Raw genomic sequence first — 25,221 nt, 5'->3', positions numbered from 1 at the left:
TCTTTACCGTGACCGGCATGGCCACTTCCATCAAGAAGATCGTCGCCGCGAGCCTGATCGGCACCACCATCGAGTGGTATGACTTCTTCCTGTACGGCTCGGCAGCCGCGCTCGTGTTCAACAAGCTCTTCTTCCCCGAGTCCGATCCGCTGACCGGCACACTGCTGTCGTTCCTCACCTACGCCGTCGGATTCATCGCCCGCCCGCTCGGCGGCCTGGTCTTCGGCCACTTCGGCGACCGCATCGGCCGCAAGACGCTGCTGGTCGTCAGCCTGCTGCTGATGGGCGCGGCGACGTTCCTGATCGGCTGCCTGCCGACGTACGAGACCCTGGGCCCGTCGGCGGCGCTGCTGCTGACGGCGCTGCGGCTCGTGCAGGGCTTCGCGCTCGGCGGCGAGTGGGGCGGCGCCGTGCTCATCGTCTCCGAGCACGGCGACACCGCCCGCCGCGGCTTCTGGGCCTCCTGGCCGCAGGCGGGCGCGCCGGGCGGGAACCTGCTGGCCACCGGCGTGCTGGCGCTGCTGGCCGCCTGGCAGTCCGACGAGGCGTTCCTGTCGTGGGGCTGGCGGGTGCCGTTCCTGCTGTCGGGCGTGCTCGTGCTGATCGGGCTCTGGATCCGGCTGTCGATCAGCGAGTCGCCGGTGTTCCAGCAGGCCCCGCCGGAGGAGCGGGCCCCGATCGTCGGGGTGCTGCGGCACCACTCGAAGGACGTGGTCGTCGCGATCGGCGCGCGTCTGGCGGAGAACATCTCCTTCTACCTGCTGACCGTCTTCGTCATCACCTACGCCAAACAGATCAAGATCGACAACTCGACCGTGCTGACCGCGGTGCTGATCGCCTCGGCCATCCACTTCGTCACGATCCCGATGTGGGGCGCGCTGTCCGACCGGATCGGCCGCCGCCCGATCTACCTGGCGGGCGCCGCCGGCATCGGAGTGTGGATCTTCGCGTTCTTCCCGCTCGTGGACACGGGCAACTTCCTGGCGATCACCCTCGCGGTCACCGTCGGCCTGCTCTTCCACGGCATGATGTACGGCCCCCAGGCGGCGTTCTTCTCCGAGCTGTTCGGCACCAGGATGCGCTACACCGGCGTCTCCATCGGCGCGCAGCTCTCGGCCATCGTGGCCGGCGCGCTGGCGCCGATCATCGCGGTGGCGCTGCTGCAGGCGTACTCGAGCAGCGTGCCCATCTCGATCTATCTTGGACTGGCGGCGGTGCTCACGTTGATCGCGGTCTACGCCGCACGTGAGACCCAGGGCCGCGACCTGGCCGAGAGGACACACGCGCGATGAGGGTCACCACGCCGAGGCTCACCCAGCACGTCCTGACGGTCGAGGGCAGGACCACCGGCGAGCCCGTGCTCTTCGTGCACGGGAACGTCTCCTCCGGCGCCTTCTGGCGCGACAGCATGGCGGCGCTGCCCGGCGGCTACCGGCCGCTCGCGGTGGACCTGCGCGGGTTCGGCGAGAGCGACCCCGTGCCGGTGGACGCCACGAGGGGGCTGCGGGACTACTCCGACGACGTGCTCGCGCTCATCGCCGCGCTGGGCCTGGACCGGGTCCACCTGGTGGGCTGGAGCATGGGCGGAGGCGTCGTGCTGTCGGCCCTGCGCGACCGCCCCGCGGCCGTCAGGAGCCTCACCCTGGTCAACCCGGTCTCGCCCTACGGCTACGGCGGCACCGAGGGCCCCGGCGGGCGGCTCACGCACCCGGACGGCACGGGCGCGGGCGCCGGGGCGGCCAACCCCGACTTCGTGGCCCGGCTCAAGGCGGGCGACATGTCGGATGAGTCCCCCACGTCGCCCCGCAGCGTCTTCCGCTCCTCCTACGTCAGGCACCCGGTGCCCGACGAGGACTTCTACGTGCGCTCGATGCTCACCACCCGCGTCGGCGAGGCCCACTACCCGGGCGACGCCGTCGCCTCCGACGCCTGGCCGGGCGTGGCCCCGGGCAAGACCGGCGTGCTCAACGCCCTGGGCCCCACCCACTTCCGCCTGGACGACCTGCACGAGATCGACCCCAAGCCGCCCGTCCTGTGGATCAGGGGCGCCGACGACGTGATCGTCTCCGACGCGTCCCTGTTCGACCTGGCCCACCTCGGGGCGCTCGGCGTCGTGCCCGGCTCCCCCGGCACCCCGGCCCAGCCGATGGTGGCGCAGACCAGGGCGGTGCTGGAGCGGTACGGCCCGTACCGGGAGGCCGTGCTGGACGACTGCGGCCACAGCCCGCACCTGGAGCGGCCGGAGGAGTTCCTGCGCCTGCTGACCGAGCACCTGAGGGAGGCCTAGATGCTGGTCGCGCTCACACTGGTGGCGAGCTTACTGACGCCCGTGCCGCGGCTCACGGTGCCCGGCGCCGAGCACACGGAGGTCGCCGTGCTCGACGACCTGACCACGGCCGGCACGACGAAGACCGGTCACACCGACCCCGCCGACTGGGCCGGGCTGCACTCGGCCGCCACGGTCAACCCGACGGGCGTGCCCGGCGTCCAGATCGACGGCTACTTCCCCGACACCTCCACCGGCAACGCCACCCACGGCTGGAACCACGACTCCCAGTTCGTGATCAGGCTGCCGGCCAGGTGGAACGGCGGCCTCGTGGTCGGCGGCACCCCCGGCAACAGGGAGCAGTACGCCAACGACTACACGATCTCCGACTGGGTCCTGTCCAAGGGGTACGCGTTCGCCACCACCGACAAGGGCAACGTCGGCGTGAACTTCCACGAGGACGGCCGCCGCCCCGGCGACGCCATCGCCGAGTGGAACCACCGCGTCACCCAGCTCACGGTGGCCGCCAAGGCCGTCGTCAGGCAGCGGTACGGCAAGCGCCCGGAGCGCACGTTCGCGGCCGGCATCTCCAACGGCGGCTACCTGGTCAGGTGGCAGCTCGAGAACCGCGGCGGGCTCTACGACGGCGGCGTGGACTGGGAGGGCACGCTCTGGCGGGTCAAGGGCGACAACCTGCTGAACTTCCTGCCGCCCGCGCTGAAGGCGTACCCGGACGAGGCCGGGGTGCGGGCGGCCGGGTTCGCGGCCGGGTCGGAGTTCCTGTGGCCGTTCCACCGGCAGTACTACTGGGAGCTCACCCAGCAGCTCTACCAGAAGGAGCTGGACCCGTCGTACCGGGGCGCGGCGGCCGACTACGACTACGACGAGCGCAGGCCGTACGCGGCCGTGGCGAAGATCGCGCTGACCGGCGGGATCACCAAGCCGCTGATCACCCTCCACGGCACGCTGGACACGCTGCTGCCGATCTCGCGCGACTCCGACGTCTACGCGAAGATGGTCGGCCCGCACCGGCCGTTCCGCTATCACCGGGTCGAGGGTGGAAACCACCTGGACAGCCTGGTGGACGTCCACCCCGACCGGCTCAAGCCCATGCTCCCGGCCTTCAGGGCCGCCTTCGAGGAGCTGGCAGGCTGGGTCAGTCCTTGAGGTAGCGGTGCCTGCCCGCGCGCGCCAGGCGCACGATGTGCCGCGCGCCGGGCAGCCGCCGGCCGAGCCGGTGCAGGGCGGTGTCCCTGCCCATGGGCGAGCGGCGCTCGGGATCGACGGCGGCGGCCTGGCGTACCTCGACCTTGCCCCTGCGCATCTCCAACGCGAACCTGAGCCCGATCTCCTCGTCGGGTGAGCGCAGCGACGACAGCCAGCCGCCGGGGCCGAGGTGCTCGGTGCCCGGCATCATGCGCTTGACCGGCACCTTGGCCACGAGCTGCCCGGCGATCCTGCCCGGCACGCCGGCCTCGACCAGCGCGGGCGCGCACACCTCGCGTCCGCGCCGCCCGGTGCTGCGCAGCACCAGCTCCAGCGGCGGCCCGCCGCTCGGCGGCACGTACGGCACCGGCAGCACGACGTACAGGTGCCCGTCGAGCTGCTTGACCACCACGCCCGGCGACACCAGCGCGATCGACTCCGAGAACGAGCGCGGCTCGATGGCCAGGCCCAGCTCGCCCTGGTCGCTCCAGCACGGCACCACCAGCCGCATCCTGGGCCGCTGGGCCAGCACGCCCAGGCAGTTGAGCGGGCCCTCCGGGCGGCCGACCCGGCTCTTGGCCTGGTTGGCGCCGCTGAACATGCGGACGTGCACCTCCCACTGGCCGGGCCGCAGCGGCAGGCCGACCGCGGCCCTGGTCACGTCGAGCCGGGCCTCGCCCTTGATCCGCACGCGGACGCGGCGACGGCCCGCCGGGACGCGCTCGACGTGCTGGGTGAGGGGCAGGAAGTGGATGACGCCCGTCTCGGTGTGGCGCACGTAGAGCTCGATCCTGGCCCGGTCGACCGCGTCGGTGACGTCGGTGACGTCGTCCGGCAGGTTCTTGGTGTCCAGCGAGCGCGGCGGGATCCAGTGCACCCGGTCGCCGTCGACGCGGTACCGGTCGGGCGTGCCGTCCCCGGCCATCACCTCGACGTTCAGATCGAGCACCAGGATGTGCGCGTCCCAGCGCACCTGGGTGAGGTCGGCGCGCAGGCCGGCGCGCCTGGAGGAGTTCGACAGGAGCACGATCTGGTCCAGGCGGCCCATGCGCACGTACGCGGCCACCGCGCGGAGCTGGACGGGCAGGTGGGCGTCGAGCCGCTCGGGGAAACGCCGGGCGATGAGGTCCTGCACGACGCGGAAGTGCATGCCCCGGTCGACCGAGGAGTCGGCGAACTTGCTGGTCAGCAGCGGGCGCAGGACGGCGTAGCGGAACCAGTGGGCGTACATGCGGTCGCGCTGGCGGCCTTCGCCCACGTAGATGTCGATCTCGTCGAGCAGCGCGCGCAGCTCCCTGACGATGGCCCGCGGCTCCTCCTCGGCGGGCGGGCGCTCGCCCAGGTGGCAGCAGACGTGCTCGGCCAGCACGGCGATGACCTTGGCCTGCAAATAGGCCCGCAGCACGAACGCCTGCTCGGCCATCCGGCCGCCGGGCACCGGGAAGCCGAGCTCGTGCTCCTCCAGGAAGGCGCGGCGGTAGAGCTGCTGCGGCATGAGCAGCGTGAGCAGGCGGTCGCGCAGGATGTCGGCGCGGGCCGTGCTGCGCGCGAACGCGGCCGTCGGGGGGCCGTAGTCGCGGATCAGGCGGCCGACCAGCACGTCGGCGTCGGTCTCGACCGCGCGCTCGTACATGCGGGCGAGGGCGTCCCGCTCGAGGAGGTCACCCTGGTCGAGGAAGTAGACGTATTCGCCGGCCGCGGCGGCCAGGCCGACGTTGCGGCCGCGCATGGGCGACCCCGTGTGCGGCAGGCGCATGGCGCGCACGTTCGTGCGCACCGCGGCGATGGTGTCCAGGCGGTCGGCGATCCCGTCCGTGGACCCGTCGTCCACGAAGATCACTTCGTACTCGTCCGCGGGCATGCTCTGCTCCAGCGCGGAGCGTATGCACGCGTCGGCGGTGCCACCCGGATTGTGGACATTGACGATCACACTGACCTTCACACCCATGCGGCCAGCGTGCGCCCGTATACAGGATCGGGCGCGACGGCTTGCCGATTAGAGAAGGAAAGTTGACCGCTTAATACCAACCCACGGACTGTGAGTGGCCCCACGCGCCGCAGGGGCTGCCGTAGCGGCCCTTGATGTAGCCCAGGCCCCACTTGATCTGGGTGGCGGCGTTGGTCTGCCAGTCGGCGCCCGCGCTGGCCATCTTGCTGCCGGGCAGGGACTGCGGGATGCCGTAGGCGCCGGAGTAGCGGTTCATGGCCCGCTCGTTCCAGCCGCTCTCCTTATGCCAGAGCCGCTCCAGGCAGCCCCACTGGTCGCCGCCGAACCCGAACCCGGCCATCATCGACTTGGCGGTGGCCTTGTTGCTGCCCGGCGAGGGGTCGCTGCCCGGCGGGAAGTTGACGGCGGGGAAGCCGTCGCCGCTGGGCGCGCGCTTGGGCACCACCCAGTCGAGGCCCTTGCCGGCCGCTCCCGAGCGCTCCTTCTTGAGCTTGTCGGCCCGGTACGCCTGCTCGGCCGCGGCCTTGAGCGCGTCGGTCTCGGGGTCGGGCGCCATGAGGTCGCCGCCGGCGATCTTGCCGAACTCCTCGGGCGTGAAAGCCGAGTCCCCGACCGGCCTCTTGGCGTTCTCGACGGCGCGGTAGGCGACGAAGCCGCCACCGCCCACGACGACCACCAGCGTCAGCGTCGTGAGGATGACAGCCTTGGGCGTGACGCGCGAACGCCTGCGCACCGAGGGTAGATCTTCCTTCGGGGGGCGCTCGCTCAAACGCGGACCAGGGCTCACGATCCATGAGCTTGCCCTGTCATGGGGGGTGGTCCGCAACCGAAACGCGGTAATCGCTTGACGTAAATTTGGCCAACCAGCACGTTAGCTCGTCGTTTGCGAAATATTGTGACATTCGTCACACATCGAATGGCTCCCCTTCGGGCACCCGCAGCCGAAGGGAAGCCGCTTTCAGGGTCCCGCGCCTTCTTTGGGATCCCATCTACGGCATGTCACAGTTTGGTGACACAACCCGGGTAATCGGGACATGGAATAATAATGTGCGCGTGGCTGGCATCCTCCTTGTTGAAGACGACCCCTCGGTCCGTACGGCTCTCGAGCTGGCGCTGACCCGGCAGGGGCATTCGGTCACGTCCTACGCGACGGGCGAGGAGGCGCTCGACCACATCCGCGCGCGCCGCCCCGAGATCGCGATCCTGGACGTCATGCTTCCCGGCATCGACGGCGTCGAGGTATGCCGCCGCGTGCGCAAACTCGACCAGCTCCCGGTCATCCTGCTCACGGCCCGCGGCGACGACCTCGACGTGGTGGTGGGCCTGGAGGCCGGCGCCGACGACTACGTGGTCAAGCCCGTCGAGCCCCGGGTCCTGGACGCCCGCATCCGCGCCGTCCTGCGCCGGGCCGAGTCCGCCTCCTCCGATCGCATCACCTTCGGCGACCTCGTCATCGACCGGGGCGCGCTCAAGGTCACGCTGGCCGGCAAGGAGATCCATCTGACCCCGACCGAGCTGCGGCTGCTGCTGGAGCTCGTCCGCCACCCCGGCCAGGTGCTCAACCGCCGCTACCTGCTGCGGGCCGTCTGGGACCACACGCACATCGCCGACTCCCGGCTGGTGGACGCCTGCGTGCAGCGGATCCGCGCGAAGATCGAGCCGAAGCCCGCCGAGCCCGTCTTCATCCACACGGTGCGCGGCTTCGGCTACCGGTTCAGCCCACCGTGATCCCTCTCCCCACGGGCCTGCGCGCCCGCCTCGTCATCACGTTCACGCTCGTCGCCGTCGCCGCCTCGCTGCTGGTCGCCACCATCGGCTACGAGCTGGCCAAGACCGCGCTCGTCACCAGAGCCGAGACCACCTCGCTCGACCTGGTGACCCGGGAGCTCGGCAGCATCACCTTCCCGATCGGCCGGCTCAGGCCCGGCGAGGCCGCGCCGACGACCAAGGAGCTCGAACGCGTGGCCCACGCCCTCAGCGGGCCGGGCCGCAGCGTGCTGGTCGAGTACGGCACCCTCGTCGCCTCCGACGGCCCCATGTCCATGAGCGACGTGCCCAACGAGCTGCACGGCCGCGCCAAGCAGAGCGTCGTCACCCAACGCAAGATCATCGGCGGGCAGCTCTGGCTCATCGTCGGCGCCGAGGTCTACCGCGACAGCTCAGGGGTGCCCGAGGCCACGGGGCTGCGGGCGTTCGTGTTCTTCCCCATGCACGACGACGAGCGTCAGCTCGCCACGCTCAGGGCCACCCTCACCCAGGCCAGCGCGGTCATCGTGCTGCTCGCCCTGGTCGTGGCGCTGCTGTCGGCCCGGCAGGTGCTGCTGCCGGTCCGGCGGCTGAGCGCGGCGGCGCAGGCGCTGGGCCAGGGCCGGCTCGACACGCGCCTGCCCGTGCACGGCCAGGACGAGCTGGCCGGGCTGACCTCCAGGTTCAACGACGCGGCGGCGGCGCTGGAGCTGAGCGTGTCGGAGCTGCGCTCGCTCGAGGCGATGTCGCGCAGGTTCGTGGCCGACGTCTCCCACGAGCTGCGCACACCGCTGACCGCGATGACGGCCGTGGCCGACATGCTGTCGGACGAGGCCGCCCGGCTGCCCGAGGCGCCCGCCCAGGCCGTACGGCTGGTGCTCCGCGAGATCGAGCGCCTGCGCGAGCTGGTCGAGCACCTCATCGAGGTCAGCCGCTTCGACGCGGGCACCGCCACCCTGCACCTCGAACCCGTGAACGTGGCCGACGCCATCCAGGACTGCCTGGAGGTGCGCGGCTGGACCGACGAGGTGACCGTCAAGGCCCCCCAGGGCCTGGCCGTCAACCTCGACCCGAGCAGGTTCGACGTCATCGTGGCCAACCTGGTCGGCAACGCACTCAAGCACGGCCTGCCACCCGTGGTGGTCAGCGCCAGGACCACGGAGAACGGCCTGGAGGTCAAGGTGCGCGACCACGGCAAGGGCATCCCGCACGAGGCCCTGCCGTACGTCTTCGACCGCTTCTTCAAGGCCGGCGCCCGGGCCCGCAGCCAGGGCAGCGGCCTCGGCCTGGCCATCGCCAGGGCCAACGTCAACCTGCACGGCGGCACGATCTCCGTACGCCCGCAGAACCCAGGAACCCTCTTCACGGTCTGGCTCCCGCACGTATGAAAGCCATCCTGACGATCGCCGCGCTGCTGGCCATCACCGCCTGCGGCATCTCACCCACCGATGTCCAGGACCGGGGCAACGCCCCCACCATCAGGATCCCGCCACCGTCCAAGACGATCTACCTGATCAGGGACGGCAAGCTGGCGCTGGAGCCGGCCGACGTGGAGAACGACACCGTGGCCAGTCTGCTCGGGGCGCTGTTCGCGGCCTCCTCGCAGCCGCTCGGCGACCGGGACACGGCGCTGCGCGGGTTCACGTACCTGAGGATCAAGAACTCGATCAACCCCGTGCAGCGGGACGAGATCCAGCTTCCGCGCACGTCGACGCTGACCGTCTACATCCGCGGCGAGGGCACGCTGACCAAGCTCGGCATGGCGCAGATCGTCTGCACCGCGCAGCAGGACGCGGCGTTCGAGCTGGTCAAGATAGTCCGGGAGAACGAGAACCGCCCCTCCAAGACGGAGGGACGGTTCACGTGCGGTGAGTTGAAGTGATCACATGGTGATGTCCTCGAGCATCTCCGTCACCAGCGCGGCGATCGGCGACCGCTCGGACCTGGTCAGCGTGACGTGGGCGAAGAGCGGGTGGCCCTTCAGCTTCTCCACCACCGCCACCACGCCGTCATGCCGGCCGACCCGCAGGTTGTCGCGCTGAGCCACGTCGTGGGTGAGCACGACCCGGGAGTTGGCGCCGATCCGGCTCAGCACCGTCAGCAGGACCCCGCGTTCGAGCGACTGGGCCTCGTCCACGATCACGAAGGCGTCGTGCAGCGAACGGCCCCGGATGTGCGTCAGCGGGAGCACCTCCAGCATGCCCCTGTCGAGCACCTCCTCGATCACCTCGGGTGAGGTGATGGCGCCCAGCGTGTCGTAGACGGCCTGCGCCCACGGGCCCATCTTCTCGCCCTCGCTGCCCGGCAGGTAGCCGAGCTCCTGGCCTCCCACGGCGTAGAGAGGGCGGAAGACGATCACCTTGCGGTGCTGGCGCCGCTCCAGGACGGCCTCCAGGCCCGCGCAGAGCGCCAGGGCGGACTTGCCCGTGCCGGCCCGGCCGCCCAGCGAGACGATGCCGATCTCCGGGTCCATCAGCAGGTCGAGTGCGATGCGCTGCTCGGCGGAGCGGCCGTGCAGGCCGAAGATCTCGCGGTCGCCGCGCACCAGGCGGACGGACTTGTCGGGCTGCACCCGGCCCAGCGCCGAGCCCTTGGCCGACAGCAGCCGCAGCCCGGTGTGCGCAGGCAGCTCCCTGGCCTCCTCCAGGTCGGCGGTGCCCTGGTCGAAGAGCGTCTCGACGTCTTCGGTGGTCACCTGGACCTCGGCCATCCCCGTCCAGCCGGACTCGTGTACGAGCTCGGCCCGGTATTCCTCGGCCGCCAGGCCGATGGAGGCCGCCTTGACCCGCATCGGCAGGTCCTTGGACACCAGCACGACGTCGCAGCCCTCACTGGCGAGCGAGCGCGCCACGGTCAGGATGCGGGTGTCGTTGTCGCCCAGGCGGAACCCCACGGGCAGGATGGACGGATCGCTGTGATTGAGCTCAACCCTGATCGTGCCATCCCCCGTCGGCATCGGCTCGTCCAGCCTGCCGTACTGGATCCGCAGGTCGTCGAGGTAGCGCAGGGCCTTCCTCGCGAAGTAGCCGAGTTCGGGATGGTGCCGCTTTCCTTCCAGCTCCGTGATCACCACGATGGGAAGGACCACGTCATGCTCGGCGAAGCGGGTCATGGCCGCCGGGTCGGCGAGCAGGACCGAGGTGTCGAGCACGTACGTGCGCTTAGCCGACTGGTGATTAGGGTTGCTCGAGGACACTGCCACACGTTCTCCCCCGGGCGCCCCTTGGTGCGGGCGCCCTGCAGACGAGGTGGGAATCGGACCGGACCCGCGTCCCCGACCGCGAGCTGCCGTCGGTGCCGGAGGCCGGCCCCTCCTCGGCAACTGTTTGGTGCAAAGGCGGGCCCTCTCCGAAATGTCCGGCCTGTGACCGAACACTTTCCAACGTTACGTCCTGAATACCCGAATGTCGCGTCAGGAACCGTAGCGCCGGTGTCTCGCAGCGTAATCGCGCAGCGCTCGCAGGAAGTCGACCCTGCGGAAGTCCGGCCAGTATGCCTCGTGGAAGTAGAACTCGGAGTGAGCGCTCTGCCAGAGCATGAAGCCGGACAAGCGTTGCTCGCCCGACGTACGGATGAGGAGATCCGGGTCGGGTTGGCCGCGAGTGTAGAGATGCTCCGCGATGTGCTCCACATCGAGCACCTCAACGAGGTCCTCGATGCTCGCCCCCTTGCTCGCTTGCTCCTGGAGCAGTGAGCGCACCGCATCGGCAATCTCACGTCTTCCTCCATACCCAACTGCAACGTTCACAATCAGGCCTGGACGGTGTGATGAAGCTTCTTTTGCATTTTTTAGGACATTCGCCGTGTGATCCGGCAGCAGGTCAAGCGCTCCGACGGGGCTGATCCGCCAGCCCTCCGCCACCAGCTCCTGCGTCACGTCCTCGATGATGCGCAGCAGCGGATCCAGCTCTTCCCTCGGCCGGTTGAGGTTGTCGTTGGACAACATCCACACCGTGACGACCTCGACACCGGTCTCACGGCACCAGCCGAGCAGCTCGGAGATCTTGTCCGCGCCCTTGCGGTGGCCCGACGCCACGTCACGCATGCCCATGGCGCGCGCCCAGCGGCGGTTGCCGTCAATGATGACCCCGACATGCCGGGGAACGCCGTCCTTCGACAGCTTGGTCTCCAGCCGGTGCTCATACAGCCGGTAGACCAGATCGCGCAGGCCCACGGAGTGCCTCCCCAGCGGTGCTGTGCCTTTGGTCGTTTGACCTAACAGGCAATTATCACCGCGAATCGCCCGTGCCTGCTCCCTCTCCGAGATTCCTAGCCAGATCTCTACCTTCTAGACATCCTTCCGCCTCATTTACGAGGTCGCGGACGAACACCGACAGCTCCGCGGAGGTCAGCACGGCCCGCATGCCCACGCCCGTGGTGCCCCACGCCTCCACGTACGCCCTCCTGGTGAGCCGCCACTCGCCCGGCCCCGGCTGCCAGACGGGGATGGTCCTGAGCTGGCAGCGCAGCTCACCGCCGCCGGCCAGGCCGTATCGCGTGCGGTAGCGGAAGGAGAACAGCTCGCCGTCCGGCTCCTCGCCGGGGAACCTGTCGTCGGGATCGGCCCACCGCCTGGCCTCTCCCCTGCCCTGGCGGGCCTCGTCGACGCCGCGCGCCAGACGGGCCAGCAGCCAGCCGCAGCGCTCGCCCACGCTGCCGTACGGGGTGCCGTCGCGATGCAGCTCCAGCGTGATCTCGTACGGCGTGCCGACGCTGTCCTTACATGCCACCGGTGTGACGGTCAGATACGACCCATCGACGCAGCTCAGTCCACCCACGCCTTTCCCGTATCCGGCCGTTTGCCCGCTAAACCCGGCTATGACCACCAGGAATGCTGTCGCCAGTCCGGCGGCTGATGCCACTCGGTCCAGCCGTACCCGGCGGGCCCGTCCTCCGCCTCGAACCGGCACAGCGCCCTGACGAACTCGGCCACCGCGCCCTCGGGCGACGTCAGCGTCACGGGGGCGAAGGCGATCGGCCGTACGGTCGTGGCGCGCCCGGGAAAGCGCAGCACCGATCGCGCCGGCCGGTCCCCGTCGAACTCGGTGCCCACCGTGCAGCCCTCGACCTGCTCCAGCTCGCCGCCCGGCGGCACGCGGAAGGCCGGCCAGGGCAGCTCCAGGCCCAGGTTGGGGCGCATGGCGTGCAGGTGGGTGCCGTCGCCGAGGCGGCCGCTGCTCCACACCCAGGAGAGCGACCACCAGTCGCGCACGCCCCAGCTGTGGTCGCGTTCGCCGTAGCCGTGGAAGGGGACGCCGTCGACGGTGCCGGTGACCTCGCAGGGGATCTCGTAGCGCGGGGTCAGCGCGTAGCCGTAGACGCCGCCCGCGGTGCGCCATTCGAGGTCGAGCGACAGCCCGGCGCCGGCCAGGCGGACGCGGGCCGTGCGGAAGGGCTCGACGACGTCATGCGTGGCCTCGTAGCAGTCGCCCGCGACCGCCAGGTCCGGGCCGGGCAGCGGGGCCTCGTGGTCGATCACCTCGGCCCGGCGGCCGTCCCTGGTGACCAGGCAGGCCCAGTACCAGGCGCGCTTCCAGTTCGGGTAGAGGCCGAGCCGGACGTAGCCGCCCACCTCGCCGTCGTCCGAGACGAAGTCGAAGTAGCAGGACTCGTTCCACAGCGGTTCGCCGCCGGGCTCGTGCGGTCCCTCGTCCAGTGGCCAGCCGCCCATGTTGACGATGCGCATGCCGCCTCCCAAGCGCTTGGTGCGATCAGCTTAGACGGCGCCCGCGCGACCACCAGCGGCGCTTGGCAGGAGGCGGATCGGGCATCCGGCCGCGTTCGCGCAGCCAGGCGGCGAAGTCGGCGGCGTCGGTGCGGTAGTCGGGCGGCGGGGCGGCGCGGGCCCGCGCGTACGCGGCGAACTCGGCCGCCAGGTCGGCGCCCGCTGCGGCGGCCGTGTCGGGACGGATCCTGGCCACGATGGCACGCCGTTTGGCGACCAGGCTCGACGCCTGCGCCCGCATCCGCTCCGGGTCGAAGCCCTCGGGCACCTCCCCGCCCGCCACGAGAGCGGCCACCACCCGCCCCTGAGCCTCCGCCAGCCGCCGCCGCGACTCCTCCGCGGAGGCCGCTGGCGGCCCTGGGCGATCGCCGCCGTGATCCGCGGAGGTCACCGGCTCCCCACCGCCGGCGCCGCGCTGATCGGGGGCGGTCATCGGTGGGCCTGGGCGATCGCCGCCCTGATCCGTGACAGCTCGCCCGCCAGCACGGCGTCGCTCGGGTAGTCGTCGTCCCACTCCAGCAGCACGCCCGGCGGGGTGGCCCGGGCGCACAACTCGGTGAGGAGGTCGAGCACGGGCTGTGGCGCGGCCGTGGTGTGGGTGTCGTGCCAGATGCCGTGGCGCTCGTAGCCGCCGGCGACGTGCACGTACGCGAGGTGCTCCAGCGGGAGCGCGTCGAGCGCCGCCACGGCCGGCAGGCCCAGGTTGACCTGGTTGGTGTACAGGTTGGCCACGTCGATCAGCAGCCCCACCCCGGTGGCCGCCACCAGCTCGGCCAGGAACTCGGCCTCGGTCAGCTCGTCGTCCGGCCAGCCGAAGATGGCGGCGACGTTCTCCAGGGCCAGCGGGACGGGCAGCGCGTCCTGGGCGCGGCGCACGTTCTCGGTGACGACCTTCAGGGACTCGCGCGTACGCGGCACCGGCAGCAGGTGCCCGGCCTCGACGCCACCACCCCTGACGAACGCCAGGTGCTCGCTGACCAGCGGCGCGTCCAGGGCCACCGCGCACGCGGCCAGGTGGGCGAGCCGGGCCGGGGACGGCGGCTCGGCCCCGCCGACGCCCAGCGACACCCCGTGCGGGATCACCGGCAGGCCCCTGGCGCGCAGCAGCGCCAGGGACTCCGGCAGGCGGGCGGGCTTGACGTTCTCGGCGACCACTTCGACGAAGTCGACGCCGGGCATGCGCTCGATCGTCAGGTCCAGCTCCGAGCGCCAGCCGATGCCCACACCCGGTCCGCCCACGTCAGACCCCTCCGCCACAACCACCTCCGCAGCCACCGCCGCCGCACCCGGCCGACCCGCCGGACCCGTCGGACGACGAGCAGGTCCCGCCGCCTCCGCACCCGGCCACGCCGGTTCCCGCGTAGGCGCCAGGGCCACCGAGACGATCAACAAGACCAGGTCCATACGAACCTCCCCTCGTGCAGCACTGACGGGCTGGGTAACCGGGAGACGTATAAAGCAGGCGTAAGGGTTCCGCCGGAGTGGTTACATTCAGCCGCTCGAACCGCAGCTCGACCCGCCGCCACCGCAACTGCTCGACGAACCGCCGCCGCTCGATGACCCGCCGCCGCAGCTCGATCCGCCGCCGCAGCCCGAGGAGCCGCCGCCGAAGTCGAGGCCGCCGTAGGAGTCGCCGCCGAAGGTCGTGCCGCCGCCGTCGCCGTACGTCCCGCAGGATCCGGCGCAGTCCGACGCGGAGTCGCCGACCGACAACTCATCACAGAGGGCACGGTCTGGGGCGTCCTGGAGCCCGTACAGGGCCACGGGGACGCCCACCATCATGGCCAGCGAGCTCTGGTCGCTCACACCCCTCGGATGGTGGACGCGCGCCGCCCTCAGCACGTCCCGCCCCTCGCGCGTGATGACGTTGCGCAACCGCCGCCGCTCCCTGCGCAGCCCGGCCAGGCCGCTGATCACGGCGACCACCGAGAAGAACACCGCGCCGACGAACACCGCCGTCTCCTCGCCGGCCCGCCCCAGGCCGGCGAGCACGAACAGCAGCACCACGTAGCCCACCGCCGCGCCGATGACCGGCTTCAGGTGGTCCAGGCGCCGCCGGGCCCGGCCGTACGCCTGCTCGCGCACCAGCAGCCCCCGGCTCTCGAGCCCGCCGGCCAGGCCGGTGAGCGCCGGATGCGCCTGCAGCGTCCTGCGCAGCTCGCCCGCCCGGTAGCCGCCCGGCCTGGCCGCCAGCGTGTCGAGCACGGCCTGCTCGATCGGCTCGGGCGAGGGCCGCGCCCCGTACACCGGGGTGACCGTCGAGCCCCGTGACACGCGAATGGCGCCGGCCGTCGCGAGGACGGCCAGCGCCGTGTTGATGCACCGCCGGGGCCCGCCCGACAGGTACGCCAGCTCGTAGTGGGACAGCGCGTGCCCGTAGCCGCTCGGCGCGATCTCGCTGACCCGGCCGCGTTCGCGTTCGACCCGCCGCACCGCCGCGCCGACCAGGAACAGCATGCCGAACGCGGCTGCCAGCAGGACGAAGTCCACGGCCGCCCCTCTCTCGCGGTACGACGGTCCGCCCAGTTAAGGGCGGCACCGCCGTACCGCACAAGAGGCTCGGCTAGCTGAGCCGGTCGAGCAGCGCGTTGTACTCGTCCCACAGCTCCTTCGGCAGGTGGGTGCCGAACTTGTCGAAGTGGGCCGGGATCAGCGCGGCCTCCTCGTTCCACACGTCCTTGTCGACGGTGAGCAGCGTGCGCAGGTCCTCGTCCGACAGGTCCAGGCCGTCGGTGTCGAGGCCGTCGGGCAGCAGGCCGATCGGGGTGGAGACGGCCTCGGCCTCGCCGTTGAGCCGGTCCACGATCCACTTGAGCACGCGGCTGTTCTCGCCGAAGCCGGGCCAGATGAACTTGCCGTCGGCGTTCTTGCGGAACCAGTTGACGTAGTAGATGCGCGGCAGCCGGGCGCCCTTGCGCTGCCCGATGTCCAGCCAGTGGCCGAAGTAGTCGCCCATGTTGTAGCCGCAGAACGGCAGCATGGCGAACGGGTCGTGGCGCAGCTCGCCGACCTTGCCCTCGGCGGCGGCGGTCTTCTCGGAGGCGACGTTGGCTCCGAGGAAGACGCCGTGCTGCCAGCTCAGCGACTCTGTCACCAGAGGCACGGCGGTGGCGCGGCGACCGCCGAACAAGATCGCTGAGATCGGCACGCCCTTGGGGTCCTGCCATTCGGCCGCGATGGTCGGGCACTGGGAGGCCGGGGTGGTGAAGCGGGCGTTCGGGTGGGCGGCGGGCTCGTCGCTGTCAGGCGTCCACGAGCGGCCCTTCCAGTCGGTCAGGTGCGCGGGCGGCTCGTCGGTCAGGCCCTCCCACCACACGTCGCCGTCGTCGGTGAGCGCGACGTTGGTGAAGATGCTGTTGCCCCAGAGCGTCCTGATCGCGTTGGCGTTCGTCACCTGGCCGGTGCCGGGCGCGACGCCGAAGAAGCCGGCCTCGGGGTTGATCGCGTAGAGGCGGCCGTCGTCGCCGAAGCGCATCCAGGCGATGTCGTCGCCGATCGTCTCGACCTTCCAGCCCGGGATCGTGGGCTGGAGCATGGCGAGGTTGGTCTTCCCGCAGGCGCTGGGGAAGGCGGCGGCGATGTAGCGGGTCTCGCCGGAGGGCGGGGTGAGCTTGAGGATGAGCATGTGCTCGGCCATCCAGCCCTCGTCGCGGGCCATGACGCTGGCGATGCGCAGGGCGTAGCACTTCTTGCCGAGCAGGGCGTTGCCGCCATAGCCGGAGCCGTAGGACCAGATCTCGCGGGTCTCGGGGAAGTGGCTGATGTACTTGGTGGAGCTGCACGGCCAGGGCTTGTCGGCCTCACCGGGCCCGAGCGGCGCCCCGACGGAGTGCACGGCCTTGACGAAGTCGCCCCTCTCCTCGATGAGGCGCAACGCCCGGTCGCCCATGCGGGTCATGACGCGCATGGAGACGGCGACGTACGGCGAGTCGGTGATCTCCACGCCGAGCTGCGAGATCTCGCCGCCCAGCGGGCCCATGCAGAACGGGACCACGTACATCGTGCGGCCGCGCATGCAGCCCTTGAACAGCTCGCCGAACGTCTGGCGCATCTCGTCCGGGGCGATCCAGTTGTTCGTGGGCCCGGCGTCCTGCTCACGCTCGGAGCAGATGTACGTGCGGTCCTCGACGCGGGCGACGTCCGTGGGATCGGACTTGGCGTAGAAGCTGTTGGGCCGGGCGGCCAGGCGCGTGAGCGTCCCCTGCTCGACGAGGAGGTTCGTCAGACGCGTCCACTCCTCCTCCGACCCGTCGCACCACTCGACGCGGTCCGGCTGGGTCAGGGCAGCGATCTCGTTCACCCACGCGGCCAATTCGCGATTGCTGGTCGGTGCGGTTACTTCCACGGAAACGGACACGACTTCGACTCCTCCACTCTCTCAGGGCCCAGTCATCATTAACGACGAAGCGGCATGAAAGCCAATTGGCATAGACCTATTGGCGCGACCGTCGCCGCAGGCAGCGGCCCTGACGATTGGGGGAGCCTACCCACGCGAAGCAGATTTAAAAGAAGCAATTCCGAGCAGTGGTTTAGTCCAATCGGGCTGGTCTAAACCAATTTCGCAAGTGGTTTAGTCCAATGCTCGGGCCGTTTCCGCTGCGTGGTCTAGGAATTGACGTCGGGCCCCGCGGAGCGAACCCGGTCGACATGCTGGAGGGCATCGCGCAGCTCGGCCAGCCACGTGTCGGTGTTCTTGCCGACCAGGCGGACGCACCAGGCGAGCGCGTCGCTGCGGCTTCTGGCCACGCCCGCGGCCACGAGCGTGTCGAGGACCTGGCGCTCCGACTGGCGCAGGCGCGTCATCACCGGCACGGACAGTGTGGTGAACATCACAGTCTCGCCGCCGCAGACCACGCCCCAGGACACCTTCTGCCGGAACTTGCGCTCGGCCTCCCTGGCGATCTCGATCCGCCGCTCGCGGGTCTCCTCCCTGAAGCGCCGGGCCAGGCCCTCGATCAGGGCTGCCCGCTCGGCTTCGGGCACGTCGTCCGGCGGGTCGGGCAGGGTGCCCAGGATCGCGATCTCCTCGCGGTCCCTGACGATCTCGGGCGCGCCGGTGAACCACCCCTCGGGCAGCCGACCGGTGAACCAGCCGCGCACCTGTGCCGTCACATCATCTGTTGTCATGTAATCAACATTACATAGTTGCACCTGCTTTGCACGCGCGGAAACCACGGTCTGTCCTTGGTGGCAGGGCTTCTAGCGGACCTGGCCCGACGCGGCGGGGCTGACGCGTACGACACCGGCCAGGTTGCGGGTGCTCACAGGAGCGATCTTGACCACGTCGCCGGTACGCGGCGCGTGCAGCATCTGCCCTTTGCCCCAATAGATCGCCACGTGCGAGATGTAGTCGGGGTTCGTCGGGTCATTGCGCCAGAAGAGCAGATCGCCCGGCTGCGCCTGATCGAACGGCACCTGCGGCCCCGTCACCCACTGCTGGTGCGTCACCCTCGGCATGCGCACCCCGGCCTGCCCGTAGGCCCACTGGACCAGGCCCGAGCAGTCGAAGGTGTCGGGGCCCTCGGCGCCCCACACGTACGGGCGGCCGAGCTTGGAGGCGGCGGCCGTGAGCGCCGCGGTGAGCTGCTCCCCCGTCATGAACGAGCCGGTCGGCCAGTTCCGCTGCGTCACCTTCTGCCGCGGCTGCGGCAGCACCGGGTTGACCATGGCCACCTGGGTGCCCTTGGGCATCGCGCGCAGGATGGCCTTGCGCAGGGTCTCGGAGTTGGTCTTGGGCGCGCTGACGATGAGCGCGTTGTCGTGCGGCAGCCCGAGCGTGCGGCCGACGTCCTTGGACACGACGGCGTCGACGGCGCCGAAGCCGGTGGTGGCGTACGCGCCGACCCGGAGCTGCCCCGCCGGGGCCGACACGCGGCTGTGCAGCGCGAGCCCGCCGTCGTTGCCGAGCACGAACGAGACCGCCACGTCACCCGCGGCCACGTTCTGCCACAGCGCGTCGGACGAGGCGGTCACCTTGGGCGTGTACGCACGGAACGTGGACGGATTGACCGCCAGCGTCTGCACCCGCTTGCCGTCGAGCGTGATGGAGGCCGCGTCGGCCAGTTCCAGCGCACGCACGCCGGACAACTTGGCGACCTTTTGTAAGAGCTCGTTGGTGAACGGCTTGCGCGTGAGCACGAACAGGTTCGGCTTGTGCAGCTTGCGCAGCGGCTGCACCGGCGTGAGCGACCGGGCCGGCTGCTGCGGCGCCGGCTGCTCGGCCTGCTCCAGGGGCCGCTTCTGGGAGAGCGGCGTCTGCCTGGGCGTGACCCGGCCGGCGGAGGGGGTCGCCTGCTCGCTCGACTGCACCAGCAGCAGCACGTCGGCGGTGAGCACCGCGACCAGCGCCACGACGATGAACGGCACCAGTTTGTACGTGTCACGCCGCTTACGCGTTTTGACTAGAAAACTCAGATCTTGCCGAATTCCAGAGGAACGCGAAAAATCCGCCGGGCCAACGGGGGCCCGGCGGTCGTTGTCCTGGGGGGTCAGTTGCCGATGTACGGCACTGCCTCAAGGATCTCGACGGTGTTCTGGCGGCCGTTGGGCATGGAATAGGTCGCCTTCTCTCCGATCTTCTTGCCGTTGATCGCCGAACCCAGCGGGGACTTGGGCGAGTAGACGTCGATCGGCGCTCCGCTCTCCTCACGGGAGGCGAGCAGGAAGGTGACCTCGTCGTCGTCACCCACGAACCTGATGGTCACGGTCATACCGGGGCCCACCACGCCCTCGGCCTTGGGGGCCTCTCCCACCTGGGCGTTGTCGAGGATCTGCCGGAGGTGGAAGATGCGGGCCTCCATCTTGCCCTGCTCGTCCTTGGCCGCGTGGTAGCCGCCGTTCTCCTTCAGGTCACCCTCTTCACGGGCGGCCTCGATCTTCTTGGCGATGTCGACGCGCCCGGGGCCAGAGAGATACTCGTACTCCGCCTTCAGGCGGTCGTACGCCTCCTGCGTCAGCCATGTGACGTTCTCATCGCGAGAGTCGGCCACGGGTTCTCCTTGCTTGCCTAGGGGGCCCTGAGATCATCTGAGGTTGCGTACGGTTGAATTGCGAAAGGCTAACAAGTTAACCGCTCGAACGCTTCCCCAAATGTCTCACTATACGAGATTGCAGTACTGGATGTGGACGGAAGTCGCCTGACCACTCGTGTCGAGGCTTTCCTTGAGCTGCTTACTACCCTCACCAGCCGGGATTCTTACTTCCTTGCTGCCCACTTCCGCGTGATCGACGTCCAGGGCCCTGATCCTGCAGACGGCCACCCTATCGTCTGGCTTGTACACCTCAAAGGTGATCTCGGCCCGGCTCGGGCCGTTGACCGTGAACGTCACCACCTGCGACGGCGCCTCAGAGCCGCCTGCCGTCATCGACCACATGACGTAGCCCCAGCCACCGGCGACGATGGCCACCAGCACGCCGATCACCACGTGGACGACGAGCCGGCCACCTCGCTTGGGACGATCGGGAAAGTCGTCGGGTGTGCCGAGAACGGGTCCGTTCTCGACATCTCTGGTGACCATGGCGGAATCTCCCTGCACTCCCTCAGCGTTATCCGAGACAATTGTCGCCCGCGAGGGGTGTGCCCTCGCGACCGCCCAGCAGAAACTAACCTCTCTGGGCGACTGACTGGTCCTGACTGAGGAGCATCGAGCTCGTGAGTGCACCGCTGAGGCTGATGGCCGTCCACGCCCACCCCGACGACGAGTCGAGCAAGGGCGCCGCCACGATGGCGCGTTACGTGCGTGAAGGCGTGGAAGTGCTGGTCTGTACCCTCACGGGCGGTGAGCGCGGATCCGTGCTCAACCCGAAGATGGACCGGCCTGAGATCGTCGCCAACATCGGGGAGGTGCGCAGGGCCGAGATGGCCCGGGCGCGCGAGATCCTCGGTGTCGGCCAGCGTTTCATGGGTTTCATCGACTCGGGGCTGCCCGAGAGCGAGGAGGAGGAGCTGCCCGAAGGCTGCTTCGGCCTGCAGAAGCTGGAGGACGCCTCGGCGCCGCTGGTGGCGGCCGTCCGCGAGTTCAGGCCGCACGTGATCATCACGTACGACGACGACGGCGGCTACCCGCACCCCGACCACATCATGACCAACAGGGTCTCCGTCGAGGCCTTCGAGGCGGCCGGCGACCCCGACCGCTACCCCGGCACCGGCGACCCCTGGCAGCCGCTGAAGCTCTACTATCAGATGGGCTTCACCAAGGAGCGCTTCGAGGCGCTGCACGAGGCGATGACCGAGCGCGGCCTCGGCTCCCCCTACGCCGACTGGATCTCCCGCTGGGAGGACCGCCCGGCCAAGTGGCCGGTGACCACGCGCGTGCCGTGCGGCGACTACTTCGAGATCCGCGACGAGGCCCTGCTGGCGCACGCCACCCAGGTCGACCCCGAGGGCTTCTGGTTCGTCTGCCCGCGCGAGCTGCAGCAGGAGATCTGGCCGACCGAGGACTACCATCTGGCGCGCTCGCTGGTGGACACCGACCTGCCGGAGGACGACCTGTTCGCGGGCATCCACGCCGAGGAGGTCTCCCCCGCCCACCACTGACGGGACCACGGCCCGCCGGTGGCAGACTGGAAGTGTGACCGTTCTAGCAGCAGGTGATGTGAGCCCTGGTCTCCTGGGCTTCGTCGTCGTCGCCCTCATCGGGTTCGCCCTGTATATCCTGATCAAGTCGATGAACAAACAGATGTCGAAGATCCAGGTGCCGCACGAGGGCGAAGCTGACGACAAGAAAGCCGAGTAGATGCCGATAGAAATCGTCGACAACTCGACGGAGAGCCGGTTCGAGCTCCTCGTGGACGGCAAGGTCGCCGGGTTCGCCGACTATCTCCTGCTGCCCACCAAGGTCGTTTTCACCCACACCGAGGTCCTGCCCGCCTACGAAGGGCAGGGCCTGGCGGGCCGACTGGTCGGGCACGCCCTGCAGGCGAGCGCCGACACCGGTCTGCGGGTCGTGCCGCGGTGCCCGTACGTCGCGAAATACATCGAGCGCCACCCCGAGTTCGCGGAGCTCGCGGACAAGGAGTGATCTCGGTCCGTGGACGACTCGCTCAGTCCGTGGACGGCGCCCAGGCGCGTTCGAGCGCCTTGGGCAGGCCCCACCAGCCCAGCGGGGTGAGCACCTCGTCCTCGTTCACGATGCCCAGATAGACCCACAGGCTCACGACCGACGTGAAGAGCCCCTCCGTGGCGTCGAGGTCGTCGATGTCCTGGTCGTCGACGTCGATGTCCTCCGACTCCGCGATGAGCCGGGCCATGCGCTCGGGCGAGGCCAGCACGCCCGGCCCCATCCTGGCCAGCGCCGCCACCCCCGCCAGCCAGTCCGCGTGCTGGATGGCGCAGAGGTTGGCCAGCGCGGTGTCCTCCTCGCTGAGGTCTCCGTCGAGGTCGGCGAACTCCTCCAGCACGTCGCCGCCCTCCGACAGGTCCGAGATGGGTCCCGCGATGCCCGCCGCCACCGCCAGCCACAGCTCATGGTCGTCGTCGGGCAACGGCCGGTCGTCGAACCCGGCGCAGGCCCGCAGCACGTTGCCGGGGTAGCCGGGCAGGGCGATCAGGTCGCGCAGGCGCGCCGCCGCCGCGTCGAGATCGTCGGCGGGCAGCTCGGGCTGCTTGGACAGCCCCGCCGTGATGCGCCGCAGCTCCGACAACGCGAACGCCTCCTCCTCGTCCCACGCCGCGAACAGCTCCTCGTCCTGCTCGTCGCTCACCGCGAACCCGGGCACCCGGCCATCGCCCAGCGGCGTGCCGAGCCAGCGCTCCTGGAGCTCCTCATAGGCCCGCCGCGCCTCCGCGTCACCGGCGGCCAGCGCGTCCGGTTCGACCTCCCCGGACGCCACCAACTCCTCCAGGTACGCCACCAGCCGCCCGAACATCTCGGACGCCACGGGCCCGCGCTCGTCCTCCTCCGGCCAGACGAAGTAGCTGGGCGTCATGAGGATCGGCTCGGTGCCGGTGGACTCGACCCACCGCTGCACGTCGCCGACCGTGGCCACCCCCGCCTCGATCGAGCCGAGCGTCGCCTTGGCGGACTCCCAGAACGGGAGCGAGAGCGGGTTGCCCGCCGACATCATCGCCCGCCGCAGGTCGGGCAGCGCCACGAGCGCCACCCCCGACGGTACGGCGAGCAGCGCGCGTGCCACGTCCCTGCGCGTGATGGCGGTCGCGGGGCGGCCTGCGTGGGCGCAGACGAAGTCCATATCCACGCCCGTAACCTACGCCGTCCCCGACCTCCTAGTCAGCCTGGGAGCGCGGAGATCCGCTCAGCCGTGACCTGCTCCATGGCCGGGGAGTGCGCGCGGTTTAGGGTGAGCGGGGGAGGTCCTGATGAACCGCTTGAAAAACGCCACGAGCCCCTACCTGCTCCAGCACGCGGACAACCCCGTGGACTGGCATCCATGGGGCGAGGAGGCGTTCGCGGAGGCCCGGCGCCGCGATGTGCCGTTGCTCATCAGCGTGGGTTACTCCGCTTGTCACTGGTGCCATGTCATGGCCCATGAGAGCTTCGAGGACGCCGAGACCGCGCTGCTGATGAACGAGCACTTCGTCAACGTCAAGGTCGACCGCGAGGAGCGGCCCGACGTGGACGCCGTCTACATGAGCGCCACGCAGGCCATGACCCAGCAGGGCGGCTGGCCGATGACGGTGTTCGCGACGCCCGACGGGCATCCGTTCTACTGCGGCACCTACTTCCCGCGTCCCCATTTCCGGCGCCTGCTCTCCGAGGTGCACAGGGTGTGGACCGGCGAGAGGGAGTCCGTGCTGCGGCAGGGGGCGAAGGTGGTGGAGGCGCTCAACGCCAACACCACGCTGCCCAGCGGGGCCGTGCCGGGTGAGGAGGCGCTGCGGCAGGCGACGGACAACCTGCGGGGGTCGTTCGACGAGGCGAACGGCGGGTTCGGCGGGGCGCCCAAGTTCCCGCCGTCGATGGTGCTGGAGTTCCTGCTGCGCGACGGCGAGCGCGAGATGAGCGGCAGGACGCTCTGCGCCATGGCCCGCGGCGGCATCTACGACCAGCTCGGCGGCGGCTTCGCGCGCTACAGCGTGGACGCCGGATGGGTGGTGCCGCACTTCGAGAAGATGCTCTACGACAACGCGCTGCTGCTGCGGGTCTACACGCACTGGTGGAAGGCCGGCGGCGGCGAACTGGCGCGGCGGATCGCGATGGAGACCGCCGACTGGCTGCTGCGCGAGCTGCGCACGCCGGAGGGCGGCTTCGCCTCGGCCCTCGACGCCGACAGCGAGGGCGTGGAGGGCAAGTTCTACGTCTGGACGCCCGGGGAGCTGCGCGAGGCGCTCGGCGACGACGACGGCCGCTGGGCCGCCGGGCTCTTCGACGTGACGGCTACGGGCACGTTCGAGCACGGCATGTCCGTGCTCCGGCTTCCGCGCGACCCCGAAGACCCCGAGCGCCACGCGGACGTGCGGGCGCGGCTGCTGGCGGCCCGGGAGCACCGCGTCCGTCCCGGCCGCGACGACAAGATCGTGGCCTCCTGGAACGGCCTGGCCATCGCGGCGCTGGCGGAGACCGGCGCGGTGTTCGAGCGCCCCGACCTCGTCGAGGCCGCCACGGCCGCGGCGGAGCTGCTGGCGGGCACGCACGTGGCGGACGGCAGGCTCCTGCGCACCTCACGCGACGGCAGGGCGGGCACGAACGCCGGGGTGCTGGACGACTACGCCAACGTGGCCGAGGGCCTGATCTCTCTCTACGGCGTCACCGGCGAGGCCCGATGGCTGCGGCTGGCCGGATCGCTGCTGGACACCGTGCTCGACCGGTTCACCGATGAGGCGGGCGGCTTCTACGACACCGCCGACGACGCCGAGCGGCTGTTCCAGCGCCCGCAGGACCCCACCGACAACGCCACCCCCTCCGGCCAGTACGCCGCCGCGGGCGCCCTGCTGTCCTACGGCGCGCTGACCGGCTCCACGCGTCACCGGGAGGCCGCCCAGGCCGCGCTCGGCACTGTGTCGGTGCTCGCCACGGGGCACGCCAGGTTCGCCGGGTGGGGGCTGGCCGTGGCGCGGGCGGCGCTGTCCGGGCCCGTGGAGGTGGCCGTCGTGGGGCCGCCCGACGATCCGCGTACGGCGGAGCTGCACCGGGAGGCGCTGCTGGCGGACGTGCCCGGGCTGGTGGTGGCCCTCGGCTCCGGCGACTCGGCCGACCGGGGCGTCGGCGACCCCCTCGTGCCCCGTGACGAGGTCTTCCCCGCGCTGCTGGAGGGCCGCGGACCGGTCGGGGAGGCGCCGGCGGCCTACGTGTGCCGCGGGTTCACCTGCCGGACGCCGGTCACGACGGCCGAGAGACTGCGCGAGGAACTGGCGGGCTGACGGTCGTCAGG

At 70.4% G+C, this 25,221-nt stretch carries 25 protein-coding genes; 10 read left to right on the top strand and 15 right to left on the bottom strand.

Annotation, left to right across the window (positions count from 1 at the left end; all coding sequences use genetic code 11):
* The first annotated feature begins 17 nt into the window (after positions 1-17).
* From AB0I15_RS11965 to AB0I15_RS11955, 3 genes are read left to right on the top strand one after another with little or no spacing between them, the layout of a single operon-like run.
* Complete coding sequence (locus AB0I15_RS11965) at positions 18-1,292, top strand: MFS transporter (RefSeq protein ID WP_358093479.1); 1,275 nt, start codon at positions 18-20, stop codon at positions 1,290-1,292.
* Positions 1,289-2,287 carry an alpha/beta hydrolase gene (locus AB0I15_RS11960; protein ID WP_358093476.1) on the top strand — a complete coding sequence of 333 codons (999 nt, stop codon included), beginning with the start codon at positions 1,289-1,291 and terminating at the stop codon, positions 2,285-2,287. Before AB0I15_RS11965 ends, AB0I15_RS11960 begins: the two co-directional genes overlap by 4 nt.
* Positions 2,288-3,433, top strand: a complete 1,146-nt coding sequence (locus tag AB0I15_RS11955; protein WP_358093473.1) for a tannase/feruloyl esterase family alpha/beta hydrolase — start codon at positions 2,288-2,290, stop codon at positions 3,431-3,433.
* Here the strand turns inward: AB0I15_RS11955 and AB0I15_RS11950 are convergent.
* Together AB0I15_RS11950 and AB0I15_RS11945 are read right to left on the bottom strand one after the other, a co-directional pair.
* Positions 3,423-5,420, bottom strand: coding sequence for a glycosyltransferase family 2 protein (locus AB0I15_RS11950; protein ID WP_358093470.1), 1,998 nt, complete (start codon positions 5,418-5,420; stop codon positions 3,423-3,425). The genes AB0I15_RS11955 and AB0I15_RS11950 overlap by 11 nt on opposite strands.
* 70 nt (positions 5,421-5,490) lie before the next feature.
* Complete coding sequence (locus AB0I15_RS11945) at positions 5,491-6,153, bottom strand: lytic transglycosylase domain-containing protein (protein ID WP_358093467.1); 663 nt, start codon at positions 6,151-6,153, stop codon at positions 5,491-5,493.
* A 320-nt stretch (positions 6,154-6,473) separates the two neighbouring features.
* Between AB0I15_RS11945 and AB0I15_RS11940 the strand changes: the two genes are divergently transcribed.
* Genes AB0I15_RS11940 through AB0I15_RS11930 form a run of 3 tightly spaced genes read left to right on the top strand, consistent with a single transcriptional unit; the run spans position 6,474 to position 9,048 of the window.
* A complete protein-coding gene (locus AB0I15_RS11940; RefSeq protein WP_225269441.1) occupies positions 6,474-7,148 on the top strand; it encodes a response regulator transcription factor in 675 nt (224 codons plus the stop codon).
* Entirely contained in the window at positions 7,145-8,554 is a 1,410-nt protein-coding gene (locus tag AB0I15_RS11935) for a HAMP domain-containing sensor histidine kinase (protein ID WP_358093465.1), read from the top strand. Before AB0I15_RS11940 ends, AB0I15_RS11935 begins: the two co-directional genes overlap by 4 nt.
* Positions 8,551-9,048 carry a hypothetical protein gene (locus AB0I15_RS11930; protein ID WP_358093463.1) on the top strand — a complete coding sequence of 166 codons (498 nt, stop codon included), beginning with the start codon at positions 8,551-8,553 and terminating at the stop codon, positions 9,046-9,048. The genes AB0I15_RS11935 and AB0I15_RS11930 overlap by 4 nt, the downstream gene beginning before the upstream one ends.
* Here AB0I15_RS11930 and AB0I15_RS11925 read toward each other — a convergent pair whose 3' ends face one another.
* The 12 genes from AB0I15_RS11925 to AB0I15_RS11870 all read right to left on the bottom strand — a co-directional run bounded on the left by AB0I15_RS11925 (position 9,049) and on the right by AB0I15_RS11870 (position 20,408).
* Positions 9,049-10,317, bottom strand: coding sequence for a PhoH family protein (locus AB0I15_RS11925; protein WP_358093665.1), 1,269 nt, complete (start codon positions 10,315-10,317; stop codon positions 9,049-9,051). It lies immediately after the preceding gene.
* A gap of 261 nt (positions 10,318-10,578) precedes the next feature.
* A complete protein-coding gene (locus AB0I15_RS11920) occupies positions 10,579-11,340 on the bottom strand; it encodes an isoprenyl transferase (RefSeq protein ID WP_358093461.1) in 762 nt (253 codons plus the stop codon).
* Positions 11,341-11,395: 55 nt separating this feature from the next.
* On the bottom strand, positions 11,396-11,896 hold the full coding sequence (locus AB0I15_RS11915; protein WP_358093459.1) for a hypothetical protein: 501 nt from the start codon (positions 11,894-11,896) through the stop codon (positions 11,396-11,398).
* A gap of 86 nt (positions 11,897-11,982) precedes the next feature.
* Positions 11,983-12,852, bottom strand: coding sequence for a hypothetical protein (locus AB0I15_RS11910; RefSeq protein ID WP_358093456.1), 870 nt, complete (start codon positions 12,850-12,852; stop codon positions 11,983-11,985).
* A gap of 25 nt (positions 12,853-12,877) precedes the next feature.
* Positions 12,878-13,324: a hypothetical protein gene (locus tag AB0I15_RS11905; RefSeq protein ID WP_358093453.1), complete on the bottom strand. Its 447-nt coding sequence runs from the start codon at positions 13,322-13,324 to the stop codon at positions 12,878-12,880.
* Positions 13,321-14,130, bottom strand: coding sequence for a DUF692 domain-containing protein (locus AB0I15_RS11900; protein WP_358093450.1), 810 nt, complete (start codon positions 14,128-14,130; stop codon positions 13,321-13,323). The genes AB0I15_RS11905 and AB0I15_RS11900 overlap by 4 nt, the downstream gene beginning before the upstream one ends.
* A 252-nt stretch (positions 14,131-14,382) precedes the next feature.
* On the bottom strand, positions 14,383-15,381 hold the full coding sequence (locus AB0I15_RS11895; protein ID WP_358093448.1) for a TIGR04222 domain-containing membrane protein: 999 nt from the start codon (positions 15,379-15,381) through the stop codon (positions 14,383-14,385).
* Between the two features lie 73 nt (positions 15,382-15,454).
* Entirely contained in the window at positions 15,455-17,248 is a 1,794-nt protein-coding gene (locus AB0I15_RS11890; RefSeq protein WP_358093445.1) for a phosphoenolpyruvate carboxykinase (GTP), read from the bottom strand.
* 248 nt (positions 17,249-17,496) lie between these two features.
* Complete coding sequence (locus tag AB0I15_RS11885; RefSeq protein ID WP_358093443.1) at positions 17,497-18,018, bottom strand: hypothetical protein; 522 nt, start codon at positions 18,016-18,018, stop codon at positions 17,497-17,499.
* A 72-nt stretch (positions 18,019-18,090) separates the two neighbouring features.
* Positions 18,091-19,257, bottom strand: coding sequence for a C40 family peptidase (locus AB0I15_RS11880; protein ID WP_358093441.1), 1,167 nt, complete (start codon positions 19,255-19,257; stop codon positions 18,091-18,093).
* Positions 19,258-19,379: 122 nt separating this feature from the next.
* The gene (gene greA, locus AB0I15_RS11875; RefSeq protein ID WP_358093438.1) at positions 19,380-19,880 is read right to left on the bottom strand and encodes a transcription elongation factor GreA; all 501 of its coding nucleotides are present in this window, start codon (positions 19,878-19,880) and stop codon (positions 19,380-19,382) included.
* Positions 19,881-19,988: 108 nt separating this feature from the next.
* Positions 19,989-20,408, bottom strand: a complete 420-nt coding sequence (locus tag AB0I15_RS11870) for a DUF4307 domain-containing protein (RefSeq protein ID WP_358093436.1) — start codon at positions 20,406-20,408, stop codon at positions 19,989-19,991.
* Positions 20,409-20,542: 134 nt separating this feature from the next.
* Between AB0I15_RS11870 and mca the strand changes: the two genes are divergently transcribed.
* The 3 genes from mca to AB0I15_RS11855 are packed head-to-tail and all read left to right on the top strand — an operon-like array spanning position 20,543 to position 21,911.
* Complete coding sequence (mca, locus tag AB0I15_RS11865) at positions 20,543-21,427, top strand: mycothiol conjugate amidase Mca (protein WP_358093433.1); 885 nt, start codon at positions 20,543-20,545, stop codon at positions 21,425-21,427.
* A 34-nt stretch (positions 21,428-21,461) separates the two neighbouring features.
* Entirely contained in the window at positions 21,462-21,626 is a 165-nt protein-coding gene (locus AB0I15_RS11860) for a hypothetical protein (RefSeq protein WP_358093430.1), read from the top strand.
* On the top strand, positions 21,627-21,911 hold the full coding sequence (locus AB0I15_RS11855; RefSeq protein WP_358093428.1) for a GNAT family N-acetyltransferase: 285 nt from the start codon (positions 21,627-21,629) through the stop codon (positions 21,909-21,911).
* A 22-nt stretch (positions 21,912-21,933) separates the two neighbouring features.
* On the opposite strand, the gene AB0I15_RS11850 is transcribed toward AB0I15_RS11855, so the two are convergent.
* The gene (locus AB0I15_RS11850; RefSeq protein ID WP_358093662.1) at positions 21,934-23,082 is read right to left on the bottom strand and encodes a hypothetical protein; all 1,149 of its coding nucleotides are present in this window, start codon (positions 23,080-23,082) and stop codon (positions 21,934-21,936) included.
* Between the two features lie 127 nt (positions 23,083-23,209).
* Here AB0I15_RS11850 and AB0I15_RS11845 point away from each other — a divergent pair, with 127 nt between their 5' ends.
* A complete protein-coding gene (locus AB0I15_RS11845) occupies positions 23,210-25,210 on the top strand; it encodes a thioredoxin domain-containing protein (RefSeq protein ID WP_358093426.1) in 2,001 nt (666 codons plus the stop codon).
* Positions 25,211-25,221 lie beyond the last annotated feature (11 nt).

Origin of the sequence: Nonomuraea sp. NPDC050643, assembly GCF_040654715.1 — a bacterium.
Taxonomy (GTDB): Bacteria; Actinomycetota; Actinomycetes; order Streptosporangiales; family Streptosporangiaceae; genus Nonomuraea.
This window is presented reverse-complemented; position numbering and strand designations above follow the sequence as displayed.

What these genes read in the sequence shown, in the direction of transcription:
- AB0I15_RS11965 (WP_358093479.1), top strand. Translation starts at nt 18, where the DNA reads ATGGCCACTTCCATCAAGAAGATCGTCGCCGCGAGCCTGATCGGCACC.
- AB0I15_RS11960 (WP_358093476.1), top strand. Translation starts at nt 1,289, where the DNA reads ATGAGGGTCACCACGCCGAGGCTCACCCAGCACGTCCTGACGGTCGAG.
- AB0I15_RS11955 (WP_358093473.1), top strand. Translation starts at nt 2,288, where the DNA reads ATGCTGGTCGCGCTCACACTGGTGGCGAGCTTACTGACGCCCGTGCCG.
- AB0I15_RS11950 (WP_358093470.1), bottom strand. Translation starts at nt 5,420, where the DNA reads ATGGGTGTGAAGGTCAGTGTGATCGTCAATGTCCACAATCCGGGTGGC.
- AB0I15_RS11930 (WP_358093463.1), top strand. Translation starts at nt 8,551, where the DNA reads ATGAAAGCCATCCTGACGATCGCCGCGCTGCTGGCCATCACCGCCTGC.
- AB0I15_RS11910 (WP_358093456.1), bottom strand. Translation starts at nt 12,852, where the DNA reads ATGCGCATCGTCAACATGGGCGGCTGGCCACTGGACGAGGGACCGCAC.
- AB0I15_RS11905 (WP_358093453.1), bottom strand. Translation starts at nt 13,324, where the DNA reads ATGACCGCCCCCGATCAGCGCGGCGCCGGCGGTGGGGAGCCGGTGACC.
- AB0I15_RS11885 (WP_358093443.1), bottom strand. Translation starts at nt 18,018, where the DNA reads ATGACAACAGATGATGTGACGGCACAGGTGCGCGGCTGGTTCACCGGT.
- AB0I15_RS11870 (WP_358093436.1), bottom strand. Translation starts at nt 20,408, where the DNA reads ATGGTCACCAGAGATGTCGAGAACGGACCCGTTCTCGGCACACCCGAC.
- AB0I15_RS11855 (WP_358093428.1), top strand. Translation starts at nt 21,627, where the DNA reads ATGCCGATAGAAATCGTCGACAACTCGACGGAGAGCCGGTTCGAGCTC.
- AB0I15_RS11850 (WP_358093662.1), bottom strand. Translation starts at nt 23,082, where the DNA reads ATGGACTTCGTCTGCGCCCACGCAGGCCGCCCCGCGACCGCCATCACG.
- AB0I15_RS11845 (WP_358093426.1), top strand. Translation starts at nt 23,210, where the DNA reads ATGAACCGCTTGAAAAACGCCACGAGCCCCTACCTGCTCCAGCACGCG.